Source organism: Microvirga sp. VF16 (assembly GCF_016864375.1).
In the GTDB taxonomy this organism is placed as follows: domain Bacteria; phylum Pseudomonadota; class Alphaproteobacteria; order Rhizobiales; family Beijerinckiaceae; genus Microvirga.
On record NZ_CP069356.1, the window covers coordinates 843,829 to 859,698 of the forward strand.

A 15,870-nucleotide genomic window follows, 5' to 3' on the forward strand; every position below is an offset into this window, starting at 1 on the left:
ATCGGACGCATCCCGTTCCGCTGCAGAGTATTGAGTGCCCAGAAAGCGGTCGGCTTTGAGGTCGAAAACTCCTTTCGCGATACCCTTAGAAAGCGACATCTGCCCAACAGATGCCTCAACTTCGTTTCTAGAAGCGTGCGCACGTCGCAGTACGCTCGCGCAGGACGGCCTCTTGGTCAAAGCGCTGCCTGTACTCGGCAATGATCTCTGAGATCTTACTCCGTGCTGTGGGATCACCGGAGTGAAGCACGGTCACGACTTCCGAGGCCTCCCGCTCGATTTGGCCATTGGCACTCCGCCATTGCCCGGCTGCCTTCACCACCGTCAGGCCATCAGGAAAGCGTGGCGTGATGATCTCATTGAGGAACCGCCGCCACTGGGTCTCGCGGACCATTCCTCCATTGGGGCGGTTACGGCCAAAATAGAGCGTGTCGCGAACCATCGACTGATCCCCTGCCTCACACGCCCCTATACTCGGTCGGATGGGCAACGAGGACGAGGCGCAGCCGGCCAATCCCAACGGGAGCGGAACCACCATTGCATGGCAATGAATACGGATGGCCTGCTTCATGAGATCGCCTCTCACTTGCCAGCGGCCTTCCTCAGGGCTGAATTGATCCGGTCCTGCCAGCCTGGGCCGTCCTCCTGGAAGAACTCCAGCACATCCTGGTCGATGCGGAGAGTGACCGTCTCCTTCACGCCCGGGATGGCAGAAGCCTTCAGTGGATCGCCTGAACGGCGCCCACCTGGTGATCTCGACATCATCTTCCTCCCGGTTAGATCCGATCCCATGGGACCTGAAAATAGCGAGGTTTCACGATGGAGCAACGCATGGACGGGCATTCCATTGATGCTTGCCAATCCTTGGTCCCGCAACTAGCCTTCCTCCGCTGGGGATAGGGCGGCACAGGCAGAATGGGCTCAAGACACCATTCGGGCCGACGAGAGGGACTACAGACGACAATGGCGACGGGTACCGTGAAGTGGTTCAACGAGACCAAAGGCTACGGCTTCATTCAGCCGGACACCGGTGGCAAAGATGTTTTCGTGCACATCAGTGCGGTTGAGCGCGCTGGCCTCAGAGGTCTGAGCGAAGGGCAGAAGGTCTCTTACGAGGTCCAGTCCGACCGCAGAACCGGCAAGGAGTCGGCGGTCGACCTGAAGGTTTAGGACACTTCAAGGTATTATACGGGCTTCCCGTGGATACGAATGGCCGCTCCCGATGGAGCGGCCATTTTGCTGTACCCTGTCCTGTCGAGTGCCCCACTCTCGAGACCTGATGATTGTCCTTCCGACCGACGAGCGCATGTCAAGGAGCCTCTGAGGAGGCCAGGGCCGGTCATGGCCCATGATGGCTGCTCTAAGATCATGTACTCGAGACGCGCGGGTGTTCGCTGGTAAATTTTTGTGAAGGCAGATTCCTGCGACGCCCCTTCGGTCCAATCGTCAGAGTTTCACATGATTGGTGCAGCGGATCCGTCTGATGCGAGTTCCGTCATCTCGAGGATAGGCTCAGCGCCCCTGCGGCTGCAACGACCGGGCGAGCTCCCTGATCACGCTATCCTCAATGTTGAGCCTGCCGAGTTCTTGCTCAGCCTCAGGATCTAAGGCTGCCTCCGAGGTCTCGGGCACGCGCAACACCTCAGTTGGTTGTGGCTGGGGCTCACCAGCGCGGTTGTCCAAGACATCGAGCAAGCTATGAAGGGCTTCATTCGTGACTTCCAGCTCCAGAGTGGATTGCAGACCAGCGAGAGCCAGAGAGCGGACCTGGTAGGCGGGTTCACTGGTGACCTCGGGACCGAACCAAGCCGGTGGCTGGAACTTGCGCGCCATCTTGTCTTGCTTGAACGCAATGCTGATCAGGTCGAGAGGCGCCGGGGTGACGAAGCGCTGGATGGTGGCGCTGTGCGAGCCGATGTCGATTGGGATGCTCAGATGCTCGGTCTGTCCTGCCGTCAGCTCAAGCAGCGCCTCGGCCTGAGGACAGGAGATCTCAGCAGATTCCTCCAGCGGACTGGTTGAGGCGTGGGAGATCAGGATGAGGTGACCGGCATTCTCTGTCACCTCCACATGTGTGCTGCGCCCTGGTCCTTCCGGGAAATAGCCCTGTCGGACGAGGCGGCCTCCTCTCTCCTTCTCAATCAGCCGAGCCAGAGCGGAAGCGAGCAGGAAGACGCGGGTGGCGCTCATCGGGTCAGCTCTCCACAAAGGGTTCTGCTGGTCGAGCCAGCTCATCTCAAGCTAGGGTTAAGGACTCATCAGGGAAGAGATCTCGGCACTGCGTCGGTCAGAGAGCATTCGAGCCGGATGATCCTCGCCCACCGGGCAGAAGCGAAATCTCCTCAATCGCGGGCACGGCTGTTCATCGTGCAACGAAGGCGGTGGTCAAGCCAGCCGGCACTGTTCGCACCAGAGCCCTTGTGAGAGACAAGATTGGAATAGTTCGGGCCGTCATGGTGATGCAGGCATCGCGCAATCTCTCTTGAAATAAAAGCATGTAACGTTCTATGAAAACATGCAGCATCCATTGTGAGGGAGAGAACAAGTGGTCCAGCGCTCTGAGCAAGAGAACAAGCTACCCGGCACCAACGGCCCTGCCAGCCCCCAGCTCGACCGTTTGGAGAGGTTGGCGAACGCGGCGGCGACTGCTGCTCAGGCAAAACAATGGCGGGCACGCAAGAGCGGCCTGGATCAGCAAGAGGAATCCTCAGAGGTGCGCAACCTCTCTCATGATGCCGAGGCCAGAGCGCAAGCGGAAGCGGCCATGCAGCAGTTGATGGCAAAGTCGAAGGGGAAGCGGTGATCATTGGATCGTTCCGGCACAGCGTATGCCTTTCGATCAGGCTGTTATCGAGCCGTGCGAGCAATGGCACCGCTGACGCGTCCTCTGCGAAAAGGAGCGCCCACCATCTCAAAGGACGCTCTCAGGTTCGACCACAGGGCAAGTCATTATGCCAAAGGAGACCTTCGCTGGAATGGCTGGAGCGGCTAATCTCATGTCAGGGCCTCTCATGGCTTGATCCGCTGGATCGCCTTGATCGCGAGGTCCCGACGCCGGCCGATCGGGAGGTTCTCCAACCTCCTATCGCGCCGGCGTTGCCGTTCTCGGGACAGGGTTGATGAGAGGTCTGTTGAACAAACAGGATGGCAAATCGCTGGCCGCAGTGATCTCGCTTTGGATTTTGCAAAAGTTAGTCTCGCCTCAAGAACTCCAATCCTGGTGGTAGGTCGTGTTCCTGTCGCGCTGGTCTCATCGCCTTGATGAAGGATTTTGGTTTCGGAGGCGCCTCGTCAGTAATCCAGGCCGACTTCCCATCAGGCGTCTCTAGCGGGCATCCAGCTTCAATATGGATCACTGCTTCATGTAGCCATTCGGCCTGCTGCGCGGCAGAGAATTGCGACAGGTAGCGCTGATCCCGTTCATGGAAGGCGACCTCCAGGTTGCCATCGCCCTTGTCGCTGACCTGGATTATAATCTGATCCAGCAATCTTTCCTCAATGAGGTATCCATTCATCTGGGCAGCTGTGACAGGACCGGTGACCGTGACCAATCTCTTCATGCCATCACCTCTCTGAAAGGCTCAGGCGAGTGTAGGTAGTAGTTGCGATGGAATGGTATGAGATTCTGCTAACATCCTTAACCGACCGGGCGATGAATCCCGGTACATGGCTGGCAAAGAAAAGCGTCACCCCCTCGAGCGGATGCTATGGCTTGGTGACCTTCAGCCGTGTTCATCCAGGTGAGAGCTTCTGCCCGGCAGGTGAATTTCTCTCGACAGATCCTAGGCGTCAGCTTTCCGCGCACAGGGACGACCACGCGCCAGGACCGCTTCAGATCCATTGCATAGGCAGCAGGATGTTCTTTGCTCATCCGACGTTCCCAACGTGACCCTCGAAGGGATACAACCATCAGCCCCAAGCTATTTGACTAAAGGCGAGTTGCACTGGGTACTGCCCCTCGATCCTGATTAGGAAGAAGTTAAATTGGTGCGTTCACACCCCTTTGGTCGTGCTCCTCTACAATCCATGAGGGTGGCGGAGGAGCGGACGTGAACGGGTCGCTGTATCAATTGGCCTCGGCTTGCGCCGGCCTTACCAAGATGCGGGATGGAGGCGGCGCTTCCAACGCTCGTGTCTCGGAAGTTGAACAGCGGCGGCCTGGCGCTTAGTTCGTCTAGGCTGGTCTGCCTTCTCTGATGTCACCATGTAGGAGTGGCCAATCAGGTCTGCCTGTCCTATCAGTTCTAGCCCTGATGCTGGGTTGAGCGCTGTTATCTGTTCGACAGATGCAGAACCCTTCTTCCGAGATTGCCGCACATTGGCCTTCACAGGTTCGGCCTGTGCCGACCGAACGTCATCGGCGAGTGCTATGCCCTCTCCAGCGCCAGGAGTAACATCGGTCGGGGTCACGGCATCAGCGGCTTCCAGCGCTTGTGCATGCGCGTCGTTGATGTCTTCAGGGACTATCGCAACCAGATCGAATTCCATCTGTCCCCGATGAGCCTCGGGCGAAGAGCGCTTGCGGTGAACAGGCTCAACGGGCTTAGAAATGTCCGGTCCAGGCGCAAGGATGCTCGGTAGAATGCGAGGGACCACCGCTGGTTCAGCGACAACTTGAGGTGCTTCCTTCTGGAAGACCTTTGCAGGCTCATCCGGTAAGATTGCGAACAGACGCCTTGGCGCAAGATGGCTATGCTGGCCTTGAACACGAGACTTCTTGATTTCAACAGAGAAAGGCTTTGGATTCCGTTTCATCTTATACGCTGATGATGATTTTATTCGATGAGGACCTAAGATCTTGCGCGCATGACGTCAACCTGAAGAATGCAGGTCGCGCCTCAAAACCTTCGTGAACTTGCAGGGGCCAGAATAAATTCTGGAAGATTTCTTCTGGAGTGCATCAGATCTCGTTCTTGTAAGAAAGTCGAGTGAGGTTATGCGGCTCGTCGGGTGAACAGCCTGTGCAACAGGCGAGGTTTATCACTTGAGATAACAAGCCCCGTCCCCTCCCCCTTCAGCCGTCGCGCCGCCTCAAGATAGGCCTGAGCCGGTGCACTGCCAGGGCTGCCCAGGGTCACTGGAGCTCCGACATTTGAGCTCAGCAGCACTTCCCTACTCTCCGGGATGATGCCCAGCAGTGGAATGGACAGGATTTCCAGCACATCCTCCACCTGCATGATCTCGCCGCGCCGGGCACGAACGGGATCATAGCGGGTGAGAAGCAGATGTTTGTCGACGCACTGCCCGTTCTCGGCTTTGGCTGTCTTGGCGTCGAGCATGCCGATGATCCGATCGGCATCCCGGATTGAGGAGACCTCCGGGTTCACCACGACAACGGCAACATCGGCGTACCGCATCGCGAGCGTCGCACCTTTCTCGATGCCGGCCGGGCTATCGCAGATCACCCAGTCGAACTGCGCCCGCAATTCGGAGATGATACGTGTGACCCCGTCCTCGCTCAGGCTGTCCTTGTCGCGGCTCTGTGAGGCCGGCAGAAGAGCCAGCGTGTCGAGACGCTTGTCCCGGATCAGGGCCTGCGTGAGCTTGGCCTCGCCCTGGATGACGTTGATCAGATCGAAGACAACCCGCCGCTCGGCGCCCATGACCAGATCCAGATTGCGCAACCCAACATCAAAGTCGACGACCACCACCCTCTGACCGCTCTGTGCCAGCGCAGCTCCTAGTGCCGCCGTGGAGGTCGTCTTGCCGACCCCGCCCTTGCCGGAGGTCACGACGAGCACCCTGCCCTGTCTGGACTTTGTCTTCGTCTTGGACTGCTTTGGCCTTGGCTTCTTCATCGCTGGCTTATCTCCAGAGAGACCGTGAGGAGGCACGGCACCCACGCAGGCACAAGCGAGATCGAGAGGTAGCAACACGGAACAAGGCCGAACGAGCTGAAGCAGTGACGGTCATACCCCTCGTAAGCAGCCTCATTCGGCGCTCAAGATAGTTACCAGGGGGTTAACGAAGCGAGGGAAGCGCTGATGGCGATCGCGCAAGTCCTGTTAGCTGTCTGTTAACCACTTTGCGGCGAGCATGCTCATGCAGATCCGGCTCAGGGATCAGCACTCTCCTCCAAAGCAGACGGGGTGCGGGTGGACCACCTCGTTCTGCTTTGAGGATGTTCCCGCACCCGCGCAGTAACTGAGGCTTAACCACGATCCCAATCGAACCTGATCGAAACAGGGCGCGCAGCGTTCTTCGTCTGCTCCGGCAAGAAGATTACCTGGAGCATTCTCAATCCGATCGCCAAGGCCGGTCGAGAGCGACACCTGGACCAAACCACACCGTTCAATGTTCTGAACACCGCGGAGGTAGGGATGAAACGGTCTTTCCAACGACGGATCAAGCGGTGGTTTCTTGAAGAGCTGACACGCCGCCTGGACCAGTACCACGAGATCCATTCCGATCGAACTCACTGCCTCGGAGTCCACGGATCCGGCTTACCCTCCGCTCCAGAGGAAGGCGTCATTGAGGATCACTCGTGACCGTTGCCGTTCCACAGGGAGGCACGGACCAGGATTGTGACGAGCCTTAGGATGGTTGGCCTCTCCGGACCGGCAGCCGGATGAGTCAGAGAGCTTTACCCTCCTCTGGCGGATGTCTCGCCAAGTCCAACGTCCTTAACTCCGCCCGAAACAGGCGCCGCCCATGACCCAAAACACCCGGAGGAAGCCCATGCCGGCCAACACGGCACAACATTTTACGCACATGAGCAATGGTGCTACCTGTCTGTATTCATTGGAACTTCAACCGTTCCTGCAATCGCTCCGGGCAACCCTCGCCGACATTGACTTCGAATACGAGAGTGACATTGAGACCGTCAGGAAGAGCTCAGTGGATGAGTTGTTCAAGCAGGCGACGATCAGAAAGCTGCAAGAGTGCCATCGAGAGCGCCGGATGCCCTGCGTTGTACAACTTGAACGCTTGCAGAAGCGGTTGCATGCGCGAGTTGCGTGATTGTGTCTGGGAGCCAATGAACCCATTGCATTCGTTTCGGGGCGCATTGGTAACCCACCTGTCGAAGCCTCTCCATCCCATCGCGCTTCTTGACAGGCATTCGCGAAAAGGCCGACGGTCTCCCGAGAGCCAGCACGACAATTCGGCCTTTCGGAAGGTTAAAACCGCCCTTCAGCCGGGTTTGGGTCGAGCCTCATCAATGAATGACCCTGGCCAACGAAGAGGATTGCTGTTTGGACTTTCCTGGCACCATCTATGCGGCATCGACCTGGGTCGTCCCGATCCTCATCGCAATCACCTTCCATGAGGCGGCCCATGCCTATGCCGCCTGGAAATTGGGGGATGACACCGCGCACCGTCTGGGCCGTGTCACGTTCAATCCGCTGAAGCATGTCGATCCTTTTGGGACGATCCTGCTTCCGGCCCTGCTCTTTCTGACCAAGGCTCCTTTCCTGTTTGGATGGGCGAAGCCTGTCCCCGTGGCGTTCGGGCGGCTGGGCCATCCGCGCCGCGACATGGCGATTGTCGCGATCGCCGGGCCACTAGCGAATGTATTGCTGGCCATTGCGTCGGCGGGTCTCCTGCGGATTGTCTGGGTGTTGCCAGAGGCGCTCGTCCCCTGGCTGGTTCAGACACTCTATCAGTCGATCCTGCTGAACCTGATCCTGGCGATCTTCAACATGTTTCCCCTTCCGCCCCTGGATGGAGGTCGCGTCGTCTTGAGCATTCTGCCCGACGCCTTGGCAAAGCCCTTTGCAAAGCTGGAGCGGTTCGGTTTCCTGGTTCTGCTTGGGATCATTTTTCTTCTGCCGATGCTTGGCCGATCGCTGGGGATCGACTTGAACATTTTCCGATGGTTTGTTGCGATTCCGCTTGCATGGCTCATGCCAGTTTTCCGGGTCATCGCTGGAGCACCGCAGTAGCGGCTCAGGGTGCAAGGAACCAGCTCTGTCATTCACGTGCAGCGACGAAATGTAAATTGGCGCAGAAACGTCAAACCCTGCCAAAGCAGATGCAAACCGCCAAATGTTTGGAGCAAGTGGCTGTGGTAACAGGATAGGATCTGCACAATGCCACTTATAGCCTGAGCACGAACACGGAATTGCGACGCCTAAATCTCCTTACTGCTCAAGTCCTGTTACTCTAGCAGACGGAGGTGCTTGGACTAAGCCGCCAGCTCTCTGCGCGAACCTGTGAGCTGGAACAGGTAGAACCCATTAAACCGCACACCAGCCTGGGCCGCCTTGTCGTCAAAACCCCAAGGGTTCATGTCCAACGGCCGCAGCGCCCGCTCAAACCTCCAGCTACATGGATCAAGAAAACCGGGAACCGGACGGTCCTCCGGCACGGCACAGAAAAGTGCGGGCCGCGGCCTGTTCCGGAACAGGTTGTAGGTACAGTCACGCGCGTTTGCCTTGGCAGAAGCCAGGTGCTGAATGGATGGCATGAGGTCCCCCGAAGTTGGCTTCTTGATCCGACGGTCGTGCGCAGCGTCTGAGGTATGCCTTACATCAGGCTAACTGGATTTTGTATCACTCTTGCGGGGTATCTGGAGCAGACACATCGACCACAAGCAATCTCACCCTTCCCATCAACAGAAGGCAAGTCTGTCGCATTGCTCTAGCAGGCACGAACTCTGGTTGAGGTGGCGGAGGGCTGACGATGACGGACGATGAAGTTGAGGCTGTGGCGGCGGAACTGGCCAAAGCGGGAGGCGTCTCTTGGCCTTCCGGGCAAGAGCGCGGCCCTCTGAAGCTGGTCATGGATCGATACCGCGACCGGGCCCACTTCGCCCTTGCTGCCCTTGAGCGTGTCAGGGCCGCCAAGCAGGCTCACTTTCCTGATCCAATGGAGATCGAGCAGGTCGGCCTGAACCTTCAAGCTAGCCTTGATCCTGCGTCGCACGATGGGATCGCTGTCGGGAGCCTGCTTTTGTACCGCCCTCCTGGGGACAAAAGGGCCTATTCCTGCCGGGTTCAGAGGATCGATGGAAGCCGCGTGTACCTTCTCCCTGAAATCCCAACCTGCACCGGCTGGGTGGATCTAGACAACCTCTCTTCTCCGGCCATTCAGTAAGGCGCCCAATCGGTGACAATTTCTATCAAGAGCAAAGTGATCCCGACTGACTGTTCCATCGAAGCCAACTCGTTGGCGCGCTCCGGAGATGATTATCCTCCATCTCGTTCAGGGCTAACCCGCTACTATTTCAATCTCACGGATGGCGAGATCATGATCCGCGATGAGGAGGGTATTGAGACGTCCAGCATTCAGGCGGCTGTGGTTTCGGCGCTGGAGGCAGTCGAGGAGCTTCGCGCCCAGGATCCGTCCAATTCAGATGGGTGGCAGGGATGGCGGCTTGAGATCATCGATACCTGAGGTCGTGCCTTGCAGATGATCCCGCTTGATGCCCGCTCTGCGCATTAGTCGGATATCAAACAGATGACCACTCAGCCATTGCCCTTGTGAACATCTGATCAGACAGAGCGGCCTAGGGGAAGCCTGCTATGGACAGGTCCTCAGATCCGGCCGGTTACTCCCGCTGTGTCTCGGTTCAGAAACGAGCGATACGCCGGATTGTCGCTCTCGTCCCAGTACGGATATCCAAGTTCATCCAAGCTGCGCTTGAGCTGCGCTCGCTCCGCGGTGGGAACCTGGATGCCAGCCAGCACCCGCCCATAGTCGGCGCCATGGTTGCGGTAGTGGAACAGCGAGATGTTCCAGCTGCCGGACAGACCGTTGAGGAACTTCAGCAGGGCTCCCGGCCTCTCGGGGAACTGGAACCGGAAGATCAGCTCATCCTGAAGGCCAGGCGTGTGTCCACCGACCATGTAGCGCACGTGCAGCTTGGCCATCTCGTTGTCGCTCATGTCGAGCACGGGATAGTCCTGCTCCCGCAGCATCGTGATGATCTGGCGCTTCTCCTGGTCGCCTTCCGAGAGCCGCACGCCGACAAAGATCTGCGCCGCCTGGGGATCCGAGTAGCGGTAGTTGAACTCGGTGATCGAGCGCTTGCCCAGCAGCTGGATGAAGCGGCGATAGCTGCCCGGCTGCTCGGGAATGCTGACTGCCAGCAACGCCTCGCGGTGTTCACCGATCTCAGCCCGTTCGGCAATGTGGCGGAGCCGGTCGAAGTTCATGTTGGCGCCGCTGTTGATCGCGACCAGTCCGTGCGGTCTTGCTCCTTCCCGCTCCACGTACTTCTTCAGACCGGCCAGACTGACGGCGCCGGATGGTTCGGCAATGGCACGCGTGTCCTCGAAGATGTCCTTTACGGCCGCGCAGATCTCATCGGTGCTGACGGTGATCACCTCGTCGAGCAGCTCCCGGCACAGGCGAAACGTCTCCTCACCCGCTTGGCGCACAGCAACACCATCTGCAAACAGCCCGACTTGGTTCAGGATGATGCGCTCGCCGGCCGCAAGGGCGCCGGCCATGCTCGCGGCATCCTCAGGCTCGACCCCGATCACCTTCACCTCGGGCCGCAGGAACTTGGTGTAGACGGCCACTCCCGCGGCAAGTCCTCCTCCGCCGATGGGCACAAACACTGCCTCGAGAGGATCAGGGTGCTGGCGCAGGATCTCCATGCCCACCGTGCCCTGCCCGGCAATGACATCCGGATCATCGTACGGATGAATGAAGGTAAGGCCCTTCTCCGCCTCAAGCTGACGGGCATGGGTATAGGCCTCGTCGAAGCTCTCGCCGTGCAGGACCACACGGCCGCCCTGCCCTTTCACCGCTTGGACTTTGATGGCAGGCGTGGTGCGCGGCATCACGATCGTCGCCTTGGTGCCCAGTCTCTGGGCTGCGAGAGCGACGCCCTGGGCGTGATTGCCGGCGGACGCGCAGATCACGCCACGTTCGAGTGCCTCGCGTGATAGCCCGACCATCTTGTTGTAGGCACCGCGCAGCTTGAACGAGAACACCGGCTGGAGATCTTCGCGCTTGAGCCGAACAGGGCTCCCCAGGCGCTGAGACAGGCGCGGCATGGGATCGAGCGGGCTCTCGATCGCCACGTCATAGACCCGGGCGGTCAAGATCTTGCGGATGTAGTCGTGCACGTCAGAGATGCCTTCCTGGATCAGCAAGGCAGTTCACTTGCTGCCTTGTGCCCCTGATACACTCTCAACCAAGGCATGGCATCGGCCTCGAGAAGCCTACTGTGCCTGTGCTGACCGGGGCACCACGTTATGGAGGGTCTGGTCGGCATTGTCGAAGAACTTGCGGATGTTGCGCGCGGCCTGCCGGATGCGCTGCTCGTTTTCCACAAGCGCGATGCGGACATAGTCGTCGCCGTGCTCGCCAAAGCCGATGCCGGGCGCGACCGCCACATCGGCCTTCTCCACCAGCAGCTTCGAGAATTCGAGACTGCCCAGCGACCGGAACTTCTCCGGGATCTGCACCCAGGCGAACATCGAGGCGGTCGGTACCGGCACCTGCCAGCCGGCCTTGGCGAAGGACTCGACCATCACGTCGCGGCGGCGCTTGTAGGTGGCGCGCATCTCGCGGATGCACTCGTCCGGGCCGTTGAGGGCGGCGGTGGCGGCGACCTGGACCGGCGTGAAGGCGCCATAGTCGAGATAGGACTTCACCCGCGCCAGCGCCGCCAGCAGGCGCTCGTTGCCGACCGCAAAGCCGATGCGCCAGCCGGCCATCGAGAAGGTCTTGGACATCGAGGTGAATTCCACCGCCACGTCGATGGCGCCCGGCACCTGCAGGATCGATGGCGGCGGGTTGGATTCGTCGAAATAGACCTCCGAATAGGCCAGATCCGACAGCAGGATCAGCTCATGCTTCTTCGCGAAGGCGACGAGATCGCGGTAGAAGTCGAGGGAGGCCACATAGGCGGTCGGGTTCGACGGATAGCAGACGACGAGGGCCACCGGCTTGGGGATCGAATGGGCCACGGCGCGCTCGGCCGCGACGAAGAATTCCGGCGTCGGCTCGGCCGGCACCGAGCGGATCACGCCGCCGGCCATCAGGAAGCCGAAGGCATGGATCGGGTAGCTCGGGTTCGGCACCAGAATCACGTCGCCCGGCTCGGTGATCGCCTGGGCCATGTTGGCGAAGCCCTCCTTCGAGCCCAGCGTCGCAACGACCTGGGTGTCCGGGTTGAGCTTCACGCCGAAGCGGCGCTCGTAATAGCCGGCCTGGGCACGGCGCAGGCCGCCGATGCCCTTGGAGGCGGAATAGCGGTCGGTGCGCGGCTTGCCGACGGTCTCAATGAGCTTGTCGATGACGTGCTGCGGCGCCTGGAGGTCCGGATTGCCCATCCCGAGGTCGATGATGTCGGCGCCGTTGGCCCGGGCCGCGGCCTTGATCCGGTTGACCTGCTCGAAGACGTAAGGCGGAAGGCGCTTAATCCGGTAAAAGTCAGGCATAGGTCTCATTCCGTTGCGGCTTGAGCCAACACAAGGGGCCCTTTACGGCGCCGCCGTGGGCGAGGCTTAGGGATATCGCCGTTGATGCGAGACTTCAGCAGAGGCGAGGCGCTGAAGGTCAGCGATCGGCGGGGCCCAATCGGCACCACCTCGCCTGTCTTGGGATTGCGGCCGACGCGCTCGGTCTTGTGGCGGACGGTGAAAACCCCAAAGCCTGACAGCTTCACGCTCTCACCGGCGACAATGGCATCGCTCATCTCGCGGATGACCTGCCCGACCAAGTCCGCGGCCTCTGCCCGTGAGAGGCCGACTGTGTCAGAAACAACCTCGGCCAGATTGGCCCGGGTGATGGTCTTGCCCGTCATGCTGAGTCCTTGGCGCTGATCTTGTGCTCAAGAAAAAGGCCGCTGTTGCCAGCGACCGGAGGTGCAGAGGACATCTCCCTCTGAAGGGAACGACGCCGCAGGGTAGAGAAGCGACGTGCCGCAACGGCATTATCAAATCAGAATGAATCTTGAAATGAAATTTCTTCAATGGGTCTATGCGCGCAACGCATGATCAGTATTCACTTGGAGCAAAGCTGCTTTTGTCTCCCACTACCAAGCCGAGCGGTTCCTGATGGGATGACGAGGTGCCAGCCAAGCCAATCCGTCCAATGCGTATTGCTCTCTACCGAGGCAGTCGCTGATGGATCGCCTTCGAACCCGTGCATCAGGGAAGGCGTGGCCACGGTCACGAAGCACCACAGTTCATATCGCAGTGCAGCATAAAGTGACAAGCATCGTGAGGCTTACAATTGAAAAACCCTGCAACATGGCCATTAACAGCACATTGTGCATTGCACCATTTTAGTTGACATTCATTGTGCTGTGCACAATAAACAACCAGCCGATGTATGACGCGGCTAGACTTGTCTGAGGGCCAACGCCCCCTATTGGAGATCTCCTATGAACCAGCAGTTCGAAGCCGTTCAGAAGCTCGGCAAAGACAGTTTTGATGCGACCGTGAAGGCGTTTGAAGTTGCGTCCACCGGCACCAACGCCATCGTTGTTGAAACCACTGACTATGCCAAGAAGTCGTTTCAGCACAGCGCGGCCACCTTTGAGACACTCGTCGGCGTCAAGTCGCTCGGCAAGGCGATCGAGGTTCAGGCCGACTATGTGAAGAGCGCCTATGAGGGGTTTGTCGCCCAGTCGGCGAAGACCCGTGAGCTGTATGCCAAGCTGGCGCAGGACAGCTTTGCGCCCTTCGGTGCTCTCTATTCTGCTACGCAGTCGGCCGTTACTCCCGCGAAGTCCACGACCCGCGCGAAGTAACGATGAATTTGTGCAATTGGGCCAGAGCGCCCGGCCATGATGCCGGGCGTTTTGCTTTGTGGCAGGACTCCGCCCTCGCCCGAGCAGTCCCACCATCAAGACCCGTCACCAGATCGTACGGCACGCCCGATCAGGCCATGTACTGTCCGCCATTGACGGACAGGGTCGAGCCGGTGACGAAGCCGGCCTCGTCGGAAGCCAGGAACAGCACGCTGCGGGCGATCTCCTCCGCCTCGCCGAGGCGGCCGACGGGAATGAGCGGCAGGATCTTCGACTTGAGCACCTCTTCGGGCACCGCCTTCACCATCTCGGTGGCGATGTAGCCCGGCGCGATCACGTTGACGGTGACGCCCTTGTTGGCATTCTCCTGCGCCAGCGCCTTGGCGAAGCCGATCACGCCGGCCTTGGCGGCGGAGTAGTTCGCCTGTCCCATCTGGCCCTTCTGGCCGTTGATGGACGAGATGATGATGATGCGCCCAAATCCGCGCTCGCGCATGCCCTCGATCACCGGGCGCGTGCAGGTGAACATGGAATCGAGATTGGTGCGGATGACGGCGGACCACTGATCGAAGGTCATCTTGTGGAACATGCCGTCGCGGGTGATGCCGGCGTTGTTGACCAGGATGTCGACCGGTCCGAGTTCGGCCGCCACCGCCTTGATCCCGCTCTCGCAGGAGGCGGCGTCGGAGACGTCGAACTTGAAGACCGGAATGCCGGTCTCAGCTTTGAACTGGTTGGCGGCTTCGTCATTGCCGCCGTAATTCGCGGCAACCGTGTAGCCTGCGTCTTTCAAGCCTTTCGAGATCGCGGCACCGATGCCGCGGGTGCCACCGGTGACCAATGCAACGCGCGCCATGCTGTTTCCTTCCCAAGACCATTCCCGTGCGGATCTCTCAGGGATCCATTCGTCGTGAGACGATCGGTTTCAAACCGCCTCACAACATAGCTTAGGATATTTGACAGAACGGGGAAGGGTGAGGCCCCGGAATTTCCCGGAGCCTCGTCAAGTTTTTTGGCGCGAGGCAGCTTTTAGCGCTCGAGGCACATGGCGACGCCCATGCCGCCGCCGATGCAGAGAGTGGCCAGGCCCTTCTTGGCGTTGCGCCGGCCCATCTCGTGCAACAGGGTCACGAGCACGCGGGCGCCCGAGGCGCCGATCGGATGGCCGATGGCGATGGCGCCGCCATTCACGTTCACGATCGACGGATCCCAGCCCATGTCTTTGTTGACCGCGAGCGCCTGGGCCGCGAAGGCCTCGTTCGCTTCGACGAGCTCAAGATCGGACACCTTCCAGCCGGCCTTTTCCAGCGCCTTGCGCGAGGACGGGATCGGGCCGGTGCCCATGATCGCCGGATCGACGCCGGCGGTCGCCCAGGAGGCGATGCGGGCAAGCGGGGTCAGGCCGCGCTTCTCGGCCTCGGCCTCCGTCATCAGCACGATGGCGGCCGCGCCGTCATTGATGCCCGAGGCATTGCCGGCCGTGACCGTGCCGTCCTTCGAGAAAGCCGGCCGCAGCTTGGCGAGAGACTCGACGGTGGTGCCGGCGCGGATGTACTCGTCCTGATCGACCACGATGTCGCCCTTGCGGGTCGCGATCGTCACCGGCGTAATCTCGTCCTTGAAGCGGCCTTCCTTCTGCGCCGCCTCGGCCTTGTTCTGGGAGGCGGTGGCAAACTGATCCTGCTCCTCGCGGGTGAGCTGCCAGCGCTGGGCCACGTTCTCGGCGGTGTTGCCCATGTGGTAGCCGTTGAAGGCGTCCATCAGGCCGTCTTTCAGCATGGTGTCGACGAGCTTGAAGTCGCCCATCTTGGTGCCGGCGCGCATATGCGCGGCGTGCGGCGCCAGCGACATCGATTCCTGGCCGCCGGCCACGATGATGCTGGCATCGCCGTTGGCGATCTGCTGCATGCCGATGGCGACCGTGCGCAGGCCGGAGCCGCAGAGCTGGTTGAGCGCCCAGGCGGTCTTGTCCTGCGGCACGCCACCGGCCATGGCGGCCTGCCGGGCCGGGTTCTGGCCCTGGCCGGCAGTGAGGATCTGGCCGAGGATGACCTCGTCCACGTCCCCGCCTTCGACCTTGGCGCGCTCGAGGGCCGCCCTGATGGCAACCGCGCCGAGCTCATGGGCCGGCGTGTTGGCGAAGGCGCCGTTGAACGAGCCGACGGGGGTGCGCGCCGCGCCGACAATGACGATGGAAGTCATGGGATCCTCTTTCA

At 60.1% G+C, this 15,870-nt stretch carries 18 protein-coding genes; 7 read left to right on the forward strand and 11 right to left on the reverse strand.

Going from position 1 to position 15,870, the window contains the following annotated elements; translation table 11 throughout:
- Positions 1 to 127: 127 nt before the first annotated feature.
- Together JO965_RS36320 and JO965_RS36325 are read right to left on the reverse strand one after the other, a co-directional pair.
- On the reverse strand, positions 128 to 442 hold the full coding sequence (locus JO965_RS36320) for a DUF3574 domain-containing protein (protein ID WP_203445688.1): 315 nt from the start codon (positions 440 to 442) through the stop codon (positions 128 to 130).
- A 140-nt stretch (positions 443 to 582) separates the two neighbouring features.
- Entirely contained in the window at positions 583 to 762 is a 180-nt protein-coding gene (locus JO965_RS36325) for a BrnA antitoxin family protein (protein WP_203446707.1), read from the reverse strand.
- Between the two features lie 201 nt (positions 763 to 963).
- Here JO965_RS36325 and JO965_RS36330 point away from each other — a divergent pair, with 201 nt between their 5' ends.
- Entirely contained in the window at positions 964 to 1,170 is a 207-nt protein-coding gene (locus tag JO965_RS36330) for a cold-shock protein (RefSeq protein WP_203445689.1), read from the forward strand.
- A 342-nt stretch (positions 1,171 to 1,512) separates the two neighbouring features.
- On the opposite strand, the gene JO965_RS36335 is transcribed toward JO965_RS36330, so the two are convergent.
- Positions 1,513 to 2,190, reverse strand: coding sequence for a hypothetical protein (locus JO965_RS36335; RefSeq protein WP_203445690.1), 678 nt, complete (start codon positions 2,188 to 2,190; stop codon positions 1,513 to 1,515).
- Between the two features lie 355 nt (positions 2,191 to 2,545).
- Between JO965_RS36335 and JO965_RS36340 the strand changes: the two genes are divergently transcribed.
- A complete protein-coding gene (locus tag JO965_RS36340) occupies positions 2,546 to 2,803 on the forward strand; it encodes a hypothetical protein (protein WP_203445691.1) in 258 nt (85 codons plus the stop codon).
- Positions 2,804 to 3,191: 388 nt separating this feature from the next.
- Here JO965_RS36340 and JO965_RS36345 read toward each other — a convergent pair whose 3' ends face one another.
- From JO965_RS36345 to minD, 3 genes are all read right to left on the reverse strand, one after another.
- Positions 3,192 to 3,551, reverse strand: a complete 360-nt coding sequence (locus JO965_RS36345; protein WP_203445692.1) for a hypothetical protein — start codon at positions 3,549 to 3,551, stop codon at positions 3,192 to 3,194.
- A 541-nt stretch (positions 3,552 to 4,092) separates the two neighbouring features.
- Positions 4,093 to 4,755 (reverse strand): hypothetical protein, encoded by a 663-nt coding sequence (locus JO965_RS36350; protein ID WP_203445693.1) that lies wholly within the window; start codon positions 4,753 to 4,755, stop codon positions 4,093 to 4,095.
- A 179-nt stretch (positions 4,756 to 4,934) separates the two neighbouring features.
- Positions 4,935 to 5,798, reverse strand: a complete 864-nt coding sequence (gene minD / locus JO965_RS36355; RefSeq protein WP_203445694.1) for a septum site-determining protein MinD — start codon at positions 5,796 to 5,798, stop codon at positions 4,935 to 4,937.
- An 880-nt stretch (positions 5,799 to 6,678) separates the two neighbouring features.
- Here minD and JO965_RS36360 point away from each other — a divergent pair.
- The 4 genes from JO965_RS36360 (at position 6,679) to JO965_RS48525 (ending at position 9,336) form a co-directional block, all read left to right on the forward strand.
- Positions 6,679 to 6,960, forward strand: coding sequence for a hypothetical protein (locus JO965_RS36360; protein ID WP_203445695.1), 282 nt, complete (start codon positions 6,679 to 6,681; stop codon positions 6,958 to 6,960).
- A 233-nt stretch (positions 6,961 to 7,193) separates the two neighbouring features.
- Positions 7,194 to 7,883, forward strand: a complete 690-nt coding sequence (locus JO965_RS36365) for a site-2 protease family protein (RefSeq protein ID WP_246777102.1) — start codon at positions 7,194 to 7,196, stop codon at positions 7,881 to 7,883.
- Between the two features lie 739 nt (positions 7,884 to 8,622).
- On the forward strand, positions 8,623 to 9,036 hold the full coding sequence (locus JO965_RS36370) for a hypothetical protein (RefSeq protein WP_203445697.1): 414 nt from the start codon (positions 8,623 to 8,625) through the stop codon (positions 9,034 to 9,036).
- Between the two features lie 12 nt (positions 9,037 to 9,048).
- On the forward strand, positions 9,049 to 9,336 hold the full coding sequence (locus JO965_RS48525) for a hypothetical protein (RefSeq protein WP_246777104.1): 288 nt from the start codon (positions 9,049 to 9,051) through the stop codon (positions 9,334 to 9,336).
- Between the two features lie 140 nt (positions 9,337 to 9,476).
- Here the strand turns inward: JO965_RS48525 and ilvA are convergent, their stop codons facing one another.
- The 3 genes from ilvA to JO965_RS36390 form a co-directional block, all read right to left on the reverse strand.
- Complete coding sequence (gene ilvA / locus JO965_RS36380) at positions 9,477 to 11,018, reverse strand: threonine ammonia-lyase, biosynthetic (RefSeq protein ID WP_203446708.1); 1,542 nt, start codon at positions 11,016 to 11,018, stop codon at positions 9,477 to 9,479.
- Between the two features lie 96 nt (positions 11,019 to 11,114).
- Positions 11,115 to 12,338 (reverse strand): LL-diaminopimelate aminotransferase, encoded by a 1,224-nt coding sequence (locus JO965_RS36385; RefSeq protein WP_203445698.1) that lies wholly within the window; start codon positions 12,336 to 12,338, stop codon positions 11,115 to 11,117.
- Positions 12,339 to 12,343: 5 nt separating this feature from the next.
- The gene (locus JO965_RS36390) at positions 12,344 to 12,703 is read right to left on the reverse strand and encodes an integration host factor subunit alpha (protein ID WP_203445699.1); all 360 of its coding nucleotides are present in this window, start codon (positions 12,701 to 12,703) and stop codon (positions 12,344 to 12,346) included.
- Positions 12,704 to 13,285: 582 nt separating this feature from the next.
- On the opposite strand from JO965_RS36390, the gene JO965_RS36395 reads away from it, so the two are divergent.
- Positions 13,286 to 13,654: a phasin family protein gene (locus tag JO965_RS36395; protein WP_203445700.1), complete on the forward strand. Its 369-nt coding sequence runs from the start codon at positions 13,286 to 13,288 to the stop codon at positions 13,652 to 13,654.
- Between the two features lie 130 nt (positions 13,655 to 13,784).
- Here the strand turns inward: JO965_RS36395 and phbB are convergent, their stop codons facing one another.
- Together phbB and JO965_RS36405 are read right to left on the reverse strand one after the other, a co-directional pair.
- Positions 13,785 to 14,510, reverse strand: coding sequence for an acetoacetyl-CoA reductase (gene phbB, locus JO965_RS36400; protein ID WP_203445701.1), 726 nt, complete (start codon positions 14,508 to 14,510; stop codon positions 13,785 to 13,787).
- A gap of 173 nt (positions 14,511 to 14,683) precedes the next feature.
- Positions 14,684 to 15,856 carry an acetyl-CoA C-acetyltransferase gene (locus tag JO965_RS36405; RefSeq protein WP_203445702.1) on the reverse strand — a complete coding sequence of 391 codons (1,173 nt, stop codon included), beginning with the start codon at positions 15,854 to 15,856 and terminating at the stop codon, positions 14,684 to 14,686.
- Positions 15,857 to 15,870 lie beyond the last annotated feature (14 nt).